At 41.5% G+C, this 13,315-nt stretch carries 13 protein-coding genes; 10 read left to right on the top strand and 3 right to left on the bottom strand.

Annotated elements, in window-relative coordinates; translation table 11 throughout:
* Nucleotides 1–21 precede the first annotated feature (21 nt).
* Together prfB and BAE31_RS08350 are read left to right on the top strand one after the other, a co-directional pair.
* Nucleotides 22–1,123 (top strand): peptide chain release factor 2 gene (gene prfB / locus BAE31_RS08355; protein ID WP_139336376.1). Its coding sequence is split into 2 segments (ribosomal slippage): nucleotides 22–93 and nucleotides 95–1,123, totalling 1,101 coding nucleotides; the frame shifts between segments, so codons are not numbered across the junction.
* Nucleotides 1,124–1,247: 124 nt separating this feature from the next.
* Entirely contained in the window at nucleotides 1,248–3,041 is a 1,794-nt protein-coding gene (locus BAE31_RS08350; protein WP_041107995.1) for a M3 family oligoendopeptidase, read from the top strand.
* A gap of 16 nt (nucleotides 3,042–3,057) precedes the next feature.
* Here BAE31_RS08350 and BAE31_RS08345 read toward each other — a convergent pair whose 3' ends face one another.
* The gene (locus tag BAE31_RS08345) at nucleotides 3,058–3,792 is read right to left on the bottom strand and encodes an alpha/beta family hydrolase (protein ID WP_076840147.1); all 735 of its coding nucleotides are present in this window, start codon (nucleotides 3,790–3,792) and stop codon (nucleotides 3,058–3,060) included.
* A gap of 189 nt (nucleotides 3,793–3,981) precedes the next feature.
* Between BAE31_RS08345 and BAE31_RS08340 the strand changes: the two genes are divergently transcribed.
* The 5 genes from BAE31_RS08340 (at nucleotide 3,982) to BAE31_RS08320 (ending at nucleotide 8,534) form a co-directional block, all read left to right on the top strand.
* Nucleotides 3,982–4,830, top strand: a complete 849-nt coding sequence (locus tag BAE31_RS08340; protein WP_024426245.1) for a YitT family protein — start codon at nucleotides 3,982–3,984, stop codon at nucleotides 4,828–4,830.
* A gap of 48 nt (nucleotides 4,831–4,878) precedes the next feature.
* Nucleotides 4,879–5,208: a cytochrome c551 gene (gene cccB / locus BAE31_RS08335; RefSeq protein ID WP_024423602.1), complete on the top strand. Its 330-nt coding sequence runs from the start codon at nucleotides 4,879–4,881 to the stop codon at nucleotides 5,206–5,208.
* A 383-nt stretch (nucleotides 5,209–5,591) separates the two neighbouring features.
* Nucleotides 5,592–6,278 (top strand): cell division ATP-binding protein FtsE, encoded by a 687-nt coding sequence (gene ftsE, locus BAE31_RS08330; protein ID WP_041107991.1) that lies wholly within the window; start codon nucleotides 5,592–5,594, stop codon nucleotides 6,276–6,278.
* Nucleotides 6,271–7,161 (top strand): permease-like cell division protein FtsX, encoded by an 891-nt coding sequence (gene ftsX, locus BAE31_RS08325; protein WP_024423600.1) that lies wholly within the window; start codon nucleotides 6,271–6,273, stop codon nucleotides 7,159–7,161. Before ftsE ends, ftsX begins: the two co-directional genes overlap by 8 nt.
* A gap of 110 nt (nucleotides 7,162–7,271) precedes the next feature.
* Nucleotides 7,272–8,534 carry a murein hydrolase activator EnvC family protein gene (locus BAE31_RS08320; protein WP_076840145.1) on the top strand — a complete coding sequence of 421 codons (1,263 nt, stop codon included), beginning with the start codon at nucleotides 7,272–7,274 and terminating at the stop codon, nucleotides 8,532–8,534.
* A 49-nt stretch (nucleotides 8,535–8,583) separates the two neighbouring features.
* Here the strand turns inward: BAE31_RS08320 and BAE31_RS08315 are convergent, their stop codons facing one another.
* Entirely contained in the window at nucleotides 8,584–9,324 is a 741-nt protein-coding gene (locus BAE31_RS08315; protein WP_024423598.1) for a sulfite exporter TauE/SafE family protein, read from the bottom strand.
* A gap of 153 nt (nucleotides 9,325–9,477) precedes the next feature.
* On the opposite strand from BAE31_RS08315, the gene ctpB reads away from it, so the two are divergent.
* The 3 genes from ctpB to BAE31_RS08300 all read left to right on the top strand — a co-directional run bounded on the left by ctpB (nucleotide 9,478) and on the right by BAE31_RS08300 (nucleotide 12,880).
* A complete protein-coding gene (gene ctpB, locus BAE31_RS08310) occupies nucleotides 9,478–10,926 on the top strand; it encodes a carboxy-terminal processing protease CtpB (RefSeq protein ID WP_076840144.1) in 1,449 nt (482 codons plus the stop codon).
* A 344-nt stretch (nucleotides 10,927–11,270) separates the two neighbouring features.
* A complete protein-coding gene (locus BAE31_RS08305; protein ID WP_007500014.1) occupies nucleotides 11,271–11,624 on the top strand; it encodes a swarming motility protein SwrAA in 354 nt (117 codons plus the stop codon).
* A gap of 68 nt (nucleotides 11,625–11,692) precedes the next feature.
* On the top strand, nucleotides 11,693–12,880 hold the full coding sequence (locus BAE31_RS08300; protein ID WP_041107980.1) for a PDZ domain-containing protein: 1,188 nt from the start codon (nucleotides 11,693–11,695) through the stop codon (nucleotides 12,878–12,880).
* Nucleotides 12,881–12,890: 10 nt separating this feature from the next.
* Here BAE31_RS08300 and BAE31_RS08295 read toward each other — a convergent pair whose 3' ends face one another.
* On the bottom strand, nucleotides 12,891–13,256 hold the full coding sequence (locus tag BAE31_RS08295) for a winged helix-turn-helix transcriptional regulator (protein WP_024423595.1): 366 nt from the start codon (nucleotides 13,254–13,256) through the stop codon (nucleotides 12,891–12,893).
* Nucleotides 13,257–13,315 lie beyond the last annotated feature (59 nt).

Here is a 13,315-nt window from a genome sequence, read left to right as displayed (position 1 = left end):
TACATCTATGAGGTGAAGGATATGGAATTAGTAGAAATTAGACAAGAGCTTGAAAATATGGCTAGCAGGCTAGCTGATTTTAGGGGGTCTCTTTGACTTAGAAACAAAAGAGGCCAAAATCGCAGAGCTTGAAGCGACGATGTCAGAGGCTGATTTTTGGAATGATCAGCAAAAGGCTCAAGGCGTTATCAATGAAGCCAATGCACTGAAGGATTCTGTGAATTCCTATCATGAGCTAAGTGAATCGCATGAAGAGCTGCAAATGACGCATGACTTATTAAAGGAAGATTATGACGAGGAGCTTCATGCAGAGCTTGAAAAAGAGCTGAAGAACTTAACGAAGCAGTTTAACGAATTTGAGCTGCAGCTTCTTTTAAGCGAACCTTATGATAAAAACAATGCCATTCTTGAGCTTCACCCAGGTGCAGGCGGTACTGAATCACAGGACTGGGGTTCTATGCTTCTGCGAATGTACACTCGCTGGGCAGAGCGCAGAGGCTTTAAGGTCGAAACGCTTGATTACCTTCCAGGTGATGAGGCAGGGATTAAGTCTGTGACTTTGCTCATCAAAGGGCATAACGCGTACGGTTACTTAAAAGCTGAAAAAGGTGTCCATCGTTTGGTTCGTATTTCTCCTTTTGATTCTTCTGGCCGCAGACATACATCCTTCGTTTCCTGTGATGTCATGCCGGAATTCAATGAAGAAATTGATATTGATATTCGGACAGAGGATATCAAGGTAGATACGTATCGTGCAAGCGGAGCTGGCGGGCAGCACGTCAATACGACGGACTCTGCCGTTCGTATCACACATATTCCAACGAATGTCGTCGTGACGTGCCAAACAGAAAGATCACAAATTAAAAACAGAGAACGTGCGATGAAAATGCTGAAATCGAAACTTTATCAAAAACGGATGGAAGAACAGCAGGCAGAATTGGATGAAATCAGAGGAGAGCAGAAAGAAATTGGCTGGGGAAGCCAGATCCGCTCTTATGTATTCCACCCTTATTCTCTTGTGAAAGACCATCGAACCAATACGGAGATGGGAAATGTTCAAGCGGTGATGGATGGAGATTTAGATTCATTTATAGATGCGTACCTACGTTCGAAATTATCATAAAAACTCGGCTTCTTGCCGGGTTTTTTTAATTGTGAGAAAATATAATGAATATAAAGGAATACATACGACATACTGATTCTATATCCTTTGTATGATGAAATTAGCAAATAAAGGGGGAAATATTTTGGGATTAACACCATTGCAAGAAACGTGGGATTTAGATGCCTTTTTTAAAGGAGGCAGTTCTTCACCAGAATTTAAGACATACCTGCAAAACATTCAGCAGCTACTAGATGAATTACGACAAAAGGTGGGTGCCTTTTCAAAAGAAGATACACACATTGAAAGCAAATTAACGTCTGTCCTTGACACGTATGAAACTACATATAAAAAACTATCTCAAGCAGGTTCATTTGTATCCTGCCTCCAAGCTCAAAATACGAAGGATATGAAAGCAGGCAGCCTTCGAGGTACGATTGCCAAGCTGGAAGCTGATTTAGGAACCATCCTTGCACTGTTTGATCAAGCGCTTGCTGCTATCCCTGCAAACAAGTGGGAAGAATTGATGAATTCAGCAGCCTTTTCAGATGTCCGCTACATATTAAATGAGCGAAGAGACCGTGTGAAGGATCAATTACCTGTTGAACAAGAAACGCTGATTCAAAAGCTGGCTGTAGATGGGTACCATGCGTGGGATGAGCTTTATTCCAGCTTAGTGAATAAAATTACCATTCCGTTTGAACAGCATGGAGAAACGCAGATGATCTCTGTAGGCCAAGCAGAAAATGCTATGGATGATTCAGATCGTGAAGTCAGAAAGGCCGTTTACCACAACCTAGAGCATGCATGGACGCAGGATGAACATTTATTTGCTAGTACGCTCAATCACCTTGCTGGTTTTCGTTTGCAAGTGTATGAAGCAAGAGGCTGGGATCACATTTTAAAAGAGCCGCTTGAAATTTGCCGTATGAAACAAGAAACCCTTGATACGATGTGGTCTGTGATTGATGAACATAAGCAGCCATTCATTGATTATTTACACCGTAAAGCTGATATGCTTGGAGTGGATAAGCTGAGCTGGTTCGATGTTGGGGCTCCTATCGGCAGTGAGACCAAAATCTATCCTTATCAAGAAGCAGCTGCTTTTATTGTGAAACATTTCGCTGGATTTGGAGAAGAGCTCGCTGCTTTTACAGAAAAAGCCTTTAATGAACGCTGGGTAGAAGCTGAGGACCGTCCAAACAAACGGGTAGGCGGCTTTTGTACAAATTTCCCTGACAGCGGAGAATCACGTATTTTTATGACCTTCTCAGGAAGTCCATCCAATGTGGCGACACTAGCACATGAGCTTGGTCATTCGTTCCATCAGGAAGTGATGCAGGATGTTCGCATTCTGAATCGCAAATACGCAATGAATGTAGCTGAAACAGCGTCGACATTCGCAGAAATGATTGTTGCTGATGCTTCATTAAAAGAAGCGGCAAATGAAGAGGAGCGTCTCAGCCTGTTAGAGGATAAGCTGCAGCGCAGTGTAGCATTCTTCATGAACATTCAATCTCGTTTCTTATTTGAACAGCGCTTTTATGAAGAGCGTAAACAAGGAGAAGTGCCGGCTGATCGGTTGAATGAATTGATGGTTGAAGCGCAGAAGGAAGCGTTCGGTGACTCATTAGATGAATACCATCCGCATTTCTGGGCGTCTAAGCTGCATTTCCATATCACGAATGTTCCATTTTATAATTTCCCATACACCTTTGGATATATGTTCTCATTAGGAATTTACGCAAAAGCATTGCAGGCTGGTACATCGTTTGAAGAGAAATACATTGCTTTATTAAAAGATACTGCTTCAATGACAGTAGAAGATTTAGCTAAAAAGCATCTAGGCGTTGACCTTACCCAAAAAGCATTTTGGGAAGAAGCCATTCGTTTGGCTGTAGCAGATGCTGAAGAATTTTTAGAAGTGACAAAAAAATAATAATGAAAAGCTCCCATTACGGGAGCTTTTTTGCTGGCTTCAGCCAATCAAGCATTGTCTGGATGAGATCATTTTGCTGCGACAGGGCTGGAATGTCCGCTGGCTGATCCCCTTTTTGTTTGCCATACATGCCAAACTGCGCATGATTCCCGCCTTTTATTTCATGATAAACGGTTTGAGACGGCAGATTTGCTTTCGATTTCTTGATTTTCTCTTGTGTTGCCAGCCCATCCTTTTCACCTGAAATAGAAAGGACTTTCAATGAAGATTGTTTCAGGTCATCTGATGCTGGATAAGATGCTAGGAAAAAGAGTCCATCGAGCTTGCTCTGATTTTTTTCTGCAAACATTGAGGCAGCTGCCCCGCCAAGTGAATGCCCGCCAATATACCAGTGTTTGATCGTTTGGTGACCTTTGATGATGTCCTGCGCTTTGTTTGGATTGAAAATCGCAAAGGAAAATGGCATGTCAGGGATAAAAACAGAGTAGCCTTTTTTCATCAGCGTATCCCCGATATAGGCATACGCAAGTGGTTCCACCTTTGCCCCAGGATAGAGAATGATGCCAGTATCACTTTTTGATGCTTCAAATGTATAAACATTGTTTTTATGTTCCACTTGCTCCATGTTCACTTGTTTTTTTAATGCTTCTGATGGTCCATATGTAAAGCGGCTCCATGTATAGAAAGCACCAAAAGCTAAGATGATCAGTGCAAGTAATGTCATACCTGTTATCTTCAGTATTTTCTTCATCGCATGCCCCTTCTTTCTCATGTACATATTAAATATACCATCATTTACTTCTATGCCAACCGGCAAGTGCGCTGATCCGTCTGTGTGATAAAGTATTAATCCATTAGCACTGCATTTGGCTGTTATTTACAATCGTTTTAAGAGGGCTTAAAATAGGTGTGCATTCAGAAGTAACGGAGGAAGAAAGACATGAAGCAGGGACATTCACAATTTTGGATCGAAGTGAAAAACTATTTGTTCATTTTAATCGGATCAGCCATCGTGGCGATTGGATTTAATACGTTATTATTGCCGAATCAGATCGCAGCAGGCGGTGTGAGCGGCATTAGTACCATCATGCAGTCATTCGGCTTTGAAGCGGCTTATGTGCAATGGGGGCTCAATATTCCATTGTTTATCGCTGGCTTTTATTTATTAGGCGGTACATTTGGAGTGAAAACACTCGTTGGCTCGATTTTTTTACCTTTCATGGTGTTTGTCACAAGACATATTGCACCTGTCACACATGAAGCACTGCTAGCGGCTATTTTTGGCGGAGTGGTCATTGGGATCGGAATAGGGCTCGTGTTCCTTGGTAATGGATCAACGGGTGGAACGGCACTCGCTGCCAAAATCATCAATAAGTACACAGGACTCACGCTAGGCACCTGTTTAGCAATGATGGATGGCTTGATTGTTCTGGCTGCGATGACGGTCTTTGGAATTGAAGAGGGGCTGTACGCGGTCATTGGTGTGTTTATTTCTAGTAAAACGATTGATGTGGTACAGGCTGGCTTCAGTCATTCAAAAATGGCAATGATCATTACAGGGCATGAAGATGAAGTCAGACAGGCGGTTTTTGATCAAATTGACCGTGGTGTGACGAAGATCTCAGCAGTCGGAGGATATACCGATCATGACCGCCCAATTTTGATGTGTGTCGTTGGGCAGTCACAATTCACAAAGTTGAAACAAGTGGTGAAAGCAATCGATGCATCAGCATTTGTCATCGTGATGGATGCAAAAGAGGTGCTTGGTGAGGGTTTTAAAAGGGCATAAACAAGGATATAATAGCGTTGACCAAATGATTGTAAGGGAGGGAAATAGATGAAAAAAAGCGGATTAACGATGCTATTTGCAGCGATGCTTCTTGTTCTCGCGGCTTGTGGAGGAAATTCAAGCAGCAGCGACAAAGAAGGCAGCAAAAGTGCTTCATCTGTGAGCAGTGGTGAGGAGATCTATCAGCAAAACTGTATTGGCTGTCATGGGAAAGACCTATCTGGCGGAGGCGGTCCAAGCCTGAAGGAAGTAGGGAAGAAATATAATGAAAGCCAAATCGCAGATATTGCGCAAAACGGTAAAGGCTCTATGCCAAGCGGAATGGTAGATGAGAAACAAGCAAAAGAAGTAGCAAAATGGCTTGCAGAGAAAAAATAAAACCTTTGTCTAATCGACAAGGTTTTTTTGTTTTTTTATATGTAGAAAAAGACTTTTGGATAGTATGAAAACGCATTATATTAAATTTTATTTAAAAAATAAGGGTATAAAGGCACGTTTTTCGGTTTTGATTGTTCTATTTACCTTTTATTTATAAGTTTTGAAATATAAATGTAATACCATTGCGTCGATTCATGACGTATAATTGGAGTTGTTGAAATTTAGACGATTCAATTTTTTCATCTTTTTGGATGAAAAGGACATAAATTGTTAGTAAGTATCGAAGGGTATGTGCGTGACCATACATAACGTTTTTTGACGAGAAGTGTCAAAACATCATGATAAGCTGTTAGTCAGCGAATAAGAAAAGATTAGGTGATTACATGATTCAAATGAAGGAAGTCTACAAGATCTATCCTAATGGCGTAAAGGCGATCAATGGAATCAATGTCTCTATCCATCCAGGAGAGTTTGTGTATGTTGTTGGTCCCAGTGGTGCTGGTAAATCCACTTTCATCAAAATGATGTATCGTGAAGAGAAGCCAACCAAAGGGCAAATCTTAATTCATAACAAAGATTTAGGCTCAATGAAGGAAAAAGAAATTCCTTACGTAAGAAGAGAAATTGGCGTAGTATTCCAAGATTTCAAGCTGCTTCCAACTCTTACTGTGTTTGAGAACGTAGCATTTGCGCTTGAAGTAATTGGTGAACAGCCTCATATCATTAAGAAAAAAGTGCTTGATGTTCTCGATCTGGTTCAGCTAAAGCACAGAGCGCGTCAATTTCCTGACCAGCTGTCCGGCGGTGAACAGCAGCGTGTGTCTATTGCCCGCTCGATTGTCAATAGCCCTGAGGTCGTCATTGCAGATGAGCCGACAGGAAACCTTGATCCAGACACTTCTTGGGAAATCATGAAGACGCTCGAAGAGATTAATAACCGCGGGACAACAGTGGTTATGGCGACACACAACAAAGAAATTGTAAACACCATGAAGAAACGCGTCATCGCAATCGAAGATGGAATGATTGTGCGTGACGAAGCAAGAGGGGAGTACGGAATTTATGATTAAAACTCTCTCGCGGCATTTACGTGAGAGCTTCCGTTCACTTGGAAGAAACACGTGGATGACATTTGCATCAATTAGTGCGGTTACTGTCACATTGATTTTAGTTGGGGTTTTCCTTGTGATTATGCTCAACTTGAATAACATGGCATCGAACGCTGAAAAAGAAGTAGAAGTAAAAGTATTAATCGAATTAACGGCGAATCAAAAGCAGCAGGATGAATTAAAAGCAGAAATTGAAAAGATTCCTGAAATCAGTGATGTGAAGTACTCATCTAAGGATGACGAACTGAAAGCACTGATTAAAAGCTTTGGAGAAAATGGACAATCCATGGGGCTTGTTGATCAAGAAAATCCATTAAACGATGCGTTTATTGTGAAAACAACAGATCCTCACGATACACCAAAAGTAGCGAAGAAATTAGAAAAACTAAAGGGTACATATAAAGTAACCTATGGAAAAGAAGAGGTCAGCCGACTCTTTAATGTAGTCGGAGTAGCACGTAATGTCGGTATTGTGCTCATTATTGGGCTATTATTTACAGCTATGTTCTTAATCTCCAATACGATCAAAATTACGATTTTTGCTAGACGTAAAGAAATTGAGATTATGAAGCTGGTAGGTGCAACGAACTGGTTTATCCGCTGGCCATTCTTCATTGAAGGATTATTGCTTGGTGTATTTGGTTCCATTATACCAATTGCCCTATTGCTTGGCACGTATCAATATGCAGTAGGCTGGGTCGCACCGAGAGTACAAGGCTCATTTATTTCAATGCTTCCATACAACCCGTTTGTCTATCAAGTATCACTGATCCTGCTAGTGATCGGTGCAATCATTGGTGTATGGGGAAGCTTAACGTCTATCCGTAAATTCTTAAAAGTATAAATATATTTTGATGGCAGCATTCGAGGATTCTATAGAAGATGTGACCGGTTGATCTGATTCATCCGGTCGGCTCTTCATGTCGACAGTTGTCATGGGAGGGGAATATCGTTTTGAAAAGAAAGCTGATGATGGCTGGAATGGCAGCGTTTATTGGAACGACGTGGCTATACATTCCAGGGAACGAGAATCGTGCATTCGCATACGAAGACCTAGATCAAAAACGTCAACAAATCGAAGAGAAATCATCGAAGACTGAATCAAGCTTGAAGAAGAAGAAGTCAGAGCTGGCAAAACTTGAAAAGAAAGAATCAAAGCTCAAGAAAGAAATTGAACAAATTGACCAAAAGGTAAGTACTGCAACTGAAAAAGTCGCTGAAAAAGAGAAAGAAGTTAAAAAAACGAAGCAAGAGATCAAGAAGCTAAAAAAAGACATTCAGGTCATCAATGAGCGAATTGAAAAAAGAAAAGCCATTTTCAAAGACCGAATTCGTTCAATGCAAAAAAGCGGCGGTACGATCAACTATTTAGATGTGCTGCTAGGTGCTCGCAGCTTTAGTGATTTTGTCGGTCGTGTTGGGGCTGTCACAACGATTGTCGAAGCAGACAAAGACATGATTACAGAACATGAAAATGATTTAAAGCTGGTGGAGCAAAAAGAAGCAGAGCTAAATAATCAGCTAAGCGGACTTGAAACATCTCTGAAAGAGCTAGAAGCACTGAAAAAAGATTTATCTAAGAAGCACAAAGAAAAAGAACACATTTTAGGTGATGTGACAGATAAAAAGAATCATGCACATGATGAACTAGGCAAGCTTGAGAATGAACAAGAAATCCTAGCGAATCAAAAAGCGGCTGTGAAGTCTGAGGAAGCACATCGACAAAAGGAAGAAGCGAAGAAAGCTAAACAAGCAGCTGAAAAAAATGCACCTGCACCTCACAGCGGCGGCTCAGATCAAGTATCTGATACACCAGCAAGCAGCTCAGGCTTTATTAAACCAGCTGCAGGGCGTTTCTCATCTGGCTTTGGCGGACGTTCTGGCGGAAACCACTTCGGATTAGATATTGCAGCAAAGGGCACAGTTCCTGTCTATGCAGCAGCATCTGGAACCGTCACAAACTCAAGCTACTCATCGAGCTATGGAAATGTTGTGTTCATTACGCACAATATCAATGGACAGACGTATCAAACTGTATATGCCCATCTGTCTACAAGAAGTGTGTCAACAGGACAGAGAGTCGAACAAGGACAATTCCTTGGCTATATGGGAAATACCGGCCAATCGCATGGTCAGCATCTTCATTTTGAAATTCATAAAGGATTATGGAATGGCGCAAAATCAAATGCAGTCAATCCAGCGCAATATATCCGCTAATCAAAAAGCCGATAACATGATGTTATCGGCTTTTTTGGTCTAGATAGCATTAAAACAGCAGCAGTAATCCGGCAATAATAGGTGTTAATAAAACAGCTGATTTCAATAAGAGCTTCGGTGCAAGGCGTGTGAATTTCGCGCCGATAAATGCGCCTAATACGGTTCCAATTAATATTTGGATCAGCAAGATAAAATCAACATAGCCCTCTGAAATATATCCAATTCCACCGCCGATGGAAATCGGAATAATGACAAGCATGGTCGTGCCAACGGCTTGCCTAATCGACAGCTTCAGTAAAATCAAAAGTCCTACTTGAATGAATGGTGCAGACCCGATACCAAACATGCCTGACAGCATCCCAGACACAAGGCCTAAAATAATGCCTCTTGTCATCAGCTGACGTGAAGAAAGCGGCTGCTGTTCAGCCTCTTCATTAAGAACAAATAGTTTGATCATCATAAAAACAGCGGATAAAAAAAGCATCCCTGCTGTTAAATAGTGCAGACTCTCTTCTGGAATAAAAGGAGCAACCTTAGCCCCAGCAAAAGAAGCGATACAAGCAAGAGCCCCGACAATCAAACCAGATTTCAGCTGAATGTTCCCTTCTCGGTAGTGGCTGTATGCACCTGATAGTGTCGTAAATGCCATAGCGGCTAATGATGTCCCGAGTGCGGTATGGATAGGGATATCAAAAATTAATGTAAGCAATGCGATGACAAATCCCGCCCCGCCTGCTCCTACAAAACCTAATAAAATTCCTAATAAAAGCATCGTCAAGATAATATACATAGCGAAGACTCCTTCTCAATCATAACAAAATAAAAATTACACCTAATAAAATGATTCGTCAAGCCTTCACGGGAGAATGTCATTACATGAAATCCCTTCTTCTGGCATATAATAACTCAGGTCATCAGGAAGAGTTGAAGAAGGAGGCCAAATATGAAAAAACAAATCGCATCTATTATGGCAAGTGTCGTTCTCTTAATAAGTGCAGGTGTGATGACGCATAAAGAGGGAACTCATGCGGAGTCACCGCAAGCAGCCGCTGCAATGGCTGGACAAGCTCAATCAAGTGATAAGGCGAAAGAGAATGGGATGGAAAAGATCGAGAAAGCCTATGACCTTATTTCAAATGAATATGTAGAGGAAGTGGATCGGCAAAAGCTGCTTGAAGGCGCGATCCAAGGAATGCTTTCGACGTTAAACGATCCGTATTCAGTATACATGGACAATCAGACCGCAAAGCAATTTTCTGATTCGCTTGATTCTTCCTTTGAGGGAATTGGGGCAGAAGTGGGGATGGATGAAGGAAAGATCATTATCGTCTCCGCCTTTAAAAAATCCCCTGCGGCAAAAGCAGGTCTAAAGCCAAAGGATGAGGTCATCAGCATTGACGGTGAGCCGATGAAAGAAAAAAGCTTAAACGATGCTGTACTGAAAATAAGAGGAAAAAAAGGAACGTCTGTCGCCTTAACAATCAAACGAAACGGGATTGAAAAAGAGCTGACGTTCCATATCAAACGAGAAGAAATCCCGCTTGAAACAGTGACTTCCTCTGTAAAAGAGGTCAATGGTCATAAAACAGGCTATATTGCGATCTCCAGCTTCTCTGAAGATACGGCGAAGGATTTCACGTCAAGCCTGAAACAGCTTGAGAAAAAGGGCATAGAAGGTCTTGTACTGGATGTGAGAGGAAACCCTGGCGGCTATCTGCAAAGTGTGGAAGATATTTTGAAACATTTTATTACGAAGGATCAGCCTTATATTCAAATCGCAGAACGAAATGGCGACCGGAAACGATATTTTTCAAAACTGAAAGAACAAAAGCCTTACCCAGTCAACGTCTTAATTGATAAAGGCAGTGCTTCCGCTTCGGAAATACTTGCTGGAGCCATGAAAGAAGCTGGAAAGTATGAAGTCGTCGGTGATGTCTCCTTTGGAAAAGGAACTGTGCAGCAGGCGGTTCCAATGGGAGATGGAAGTAATATTAAATTAACGCTGTATAAATGGCTCACGCCAAAAGGCAATTGGATTCACAAAAAAGGCGTCGTACCGACAATTGCGATTCATCAGCCGGATTACTTTACCGCAGGTCCGCTTCAGCTGAAAGAACCCCTTCAGCTTGATATGAACAATGAAGAAGTGAGACAAGCGCAGACGCTGTTAAAGGGATTGTCATTTGACCCTGGCAGAGTAGATGGATACTTTGATGAAGAAACGAAAAAGGCCGTACTTGCCTTCCAAAGCACATACAATCTCGATAAATCAGGTGTCATTGATTTGAAAACAGCGGAAATGATGAACAAAATGGTGGATGAAGTGAAATCTTACGAAAAAAATGACCTTCAATTACAGACTGCACTAAAAGCACTATATCTTAAAAAATAAAGAGGCGAATAATAGCCTCTTTTTTTTGGTTCATAAGTGTCATGAACATGTAATAATTTATGATTAAAAATAAATTATATCGAGAAATATATTCATTTATTTTACAAAAAACATAACATTCCTTCAATTTTACCCGATAACATATGTATATAAGAGACTTTCTGTTGATTTAAACATGTCATGAAAATGAAACTTTTGAAAGTTGTATGTTACATAAATAATTCTTACAATAAAAAGTAGCACTCATTTTAAATATTTTATTTTTTGCGGATATTCAGCTTGAGCATTAAGCTGTACCGAGGTTTGCGCTTTTCTTAAAAGAACTAGTAAATGGGGGTACACAATTGAAAAGGGCAAGTATTGTGAGAGAGAAAAAATATTACGAGTTGGTAGAGGAACTTAAGAGTCGTACGAAAGATGTGACGTTTTCCGCTACAAAGGCATTAAGTCTGCTCATGCTGTTAAGCAGGTACTTGGTCAATTACACAACGGTAGAATCAGTCGACGAAATCGATGAAGACTGTGCTGAGATATACTTCAATTATTTAATGGATAATCATAAGAGACTTGGTATAAACTTAACCGACATCAAGAGGTCGATGCAGCTGCTCGGCGGCATACTAGATGTAGATGTCAATCACTACTTAAAAGATTTTTCACTGTCGAATGTCACACTTTGGATGAATCAGGAGAAATAAACCTGATGTCAAGCATCGATTTATTTGATAGAATAAGAGAAAATGCTTGACTTGGGCGGTGAACGATAATGAGCTCGGAGTGGATGGGAGCCGGATTAAAAGCGGTCGGTCTGTTTTTAATCCATCCTCTTTTTTATTTCATGATATTAATCAGCCTATTGCATGGCTACATCCGCGTAAAGCGGGAGAGAAAAGCGTTTCAAACAAGAATAGAAGATGTATACGATGAACTTAAATTTACATATTCAAAGGGATGGATTCTAGGGATTTGCCTATCCGTTATTTCAGTAGGCTTAGGGATTGCCCTCCCCCCTGGATTCATCGTGCTGATTGCAGCGATGACCATCGTTTTCTCTTTATTCTTTAAGGCGAGTGCGCTTTCGTCTGCATACACACTCGGTTTCAGTTTTATTGCGGCACTTGGACTAATTCATTTCCAAGTGAGTCATTCTTGGCTGCCGCAGCTCTCAATGATGAATGCATCAGCCGTTGTCATTCTGCTAGGACTTCTATTAATGACCGAGGGAATTCTAGCCTATCGAACGGCGCATTTACGTACATCGCCTGCTATGGTGATGAGTGCGAGAGGACTTTTAATTGGTCAGCAGCGGGCAAACCGTCTGTGGCTTTTACCGCTTGTTTTGCTGATGCCGGCAGGTGAATTCACTTCTTCTCTGCCATGGTGGCCGGTGCTTCAAGTGCATGATCAAAGCTTTTCATTTATTTTGATTCCATATATCATCGGATTCGGTCAGAGAATTCAAGGCTCACTGCCAATTGTTAGTATTCAAATTACAGCGCGGCGTATTCTCATGCTCGGACTCGCTGTCGCCTTATTAGGTGCTGCAAGTATTTGGTTTGAACCGATTGCTTGGGGAGCTGTATTGATTGCGGTGATAGGAAGAGCCTTTCTCTCATGGAAGCAGAGGGTCAATGACAATGCTGCCCCGTTCTACTTCTCTAAGCGTAATCAAGGGCTGATGGTGCTGGGGATTATTCCAAATACACCAGCGGCTGATTTAAAGCTTGAGATCGGAGAAGTCATCACAAAAGTGAATGGAATTGAAGTCAAAACCGTTTCGGAATTTTATGAAGCCCTTCAAACCAATCGTGCTCTAACAAAACTCGAGATCATTGGCTTAAATGGTCAGACAAGATTTGAGAAACGTGCTTCTTACGAAGGGGAGCATCATCAGCTTGGCATCCTGTTTGTGAAGGATGATCCACAGCAAGAACCAACGGCAATTTCATCTTAAAAAAAAGCTGCTAGAGATGGCAGCTTTTTTCTTTTGGGCGCGCTTCTTTCCCGTAGGATTCGCCCCATTCACGCATGGCGAAGATGATAGGCTTTAATGTATTTCCGAGAGAAGTGAGGGAATATTCGACACGAGGGGGGACCTCCTCATAGACTTCTCTATGGACAACGCCGTCTTGTTCAAGCTCACGCAATTGCAGTGTGAGGACACGCTGAGAAATTCTTGGCAGCAGCCGGCGCAATTCATTGTAGCGTTTTGGTCCGCAAGTCAAATGATAAAGGATCACTCCTTTCCATTTCCCTCCGATGACACTTGTCGTCACTGAAACGGGACAGCCATGATTGACAATACTGACTGGATTGGATGGTGCACTCATCTTAACACTCCTTTCTAAGACAAATTTGGTGATACACGAACAAGATGGTAACTAACGAA

Origin of the sequence: Bacillus sp. I-2 (genome assembly GCF_001974945.1) — a bacterium.
Lineage (GTDB): Bacteria > Bacillota > Bacilli > Bacillales > Bacillaceae > Bacillus > Bacillus safensis.
Note: the sequence above shows the minus strand (reverse complement) of the source record. Positions and strands in the feature narration are given on the sequence as shown.

What these genes read in the sequence shown, in the direction of transcription:
- BAE31_RS08315 (WP_024423598.1), bottom strand. Translation starts at nt 9,324, where the DNA reads ATGTATATTATCTTGACGATGCTTTTATTAGGAATTTTATTAGGTTTT.
- cccB (WP_024423602.1), top strand. Translation starts at nt 4,879, where the DNA reads ATGAAAAAAAGCGGATTAACGATGCTATTTGCAGCGATGCTTCTTGTT.
- ftsE (WP_041107991.1), top strand. Translation starts at nt 5,592, where the DNA reads ATGATTCAAATGAAGGAAGTCTACAAGATCTATCCTAATGGCGTAAAG.
- ctpB (WP_076840144.1), top strand. Translation starts at nt 9,478, where the DNA reads ATGAAAAAACAAATCGCATCTATTATGGCAAGTGTCGTTCTCTTAATA.
- BAE31_RS08340 (WP_024426245.1), top strand. Translation starts at nt 3,982, where the DNA reads ATGAAGCAGGGACATTCACAATTTTGGATCGAAGTGAAAAACTATTTG.
- BAE31_RS08295 (WP_024423595.1), bottom strand. Translation starts at nt 13,256, where the DNA reads ATGAGTGCACCATCCAATCCAGTCAGTATTGTCAATCATGGCTGTCCC.
- BAE31_RS08300 (WP_041107980.1), top strand. Translation starts at nt 11,693, where the DNA reads ATGAGCTCGGAGTGGATGGGAGCCGGATTAAAAGCGGTCGGTCTGTTT.
- ftsX (WP_024423600.1), top strand. Translation starts at nt 6,271, where the DNA reads ATGATTAAAACTCTCTCGCGGCATTTACGTGAGAGCTTCCGTTCACTT.
- BAE31_RS08345 (WP_076840147.1), bottom strand. Translation starts at nt 3,792, where the DNA reads ATGAAGAAAATACTGAAGATAACAGGTATGACATTACTTGCACTGATC.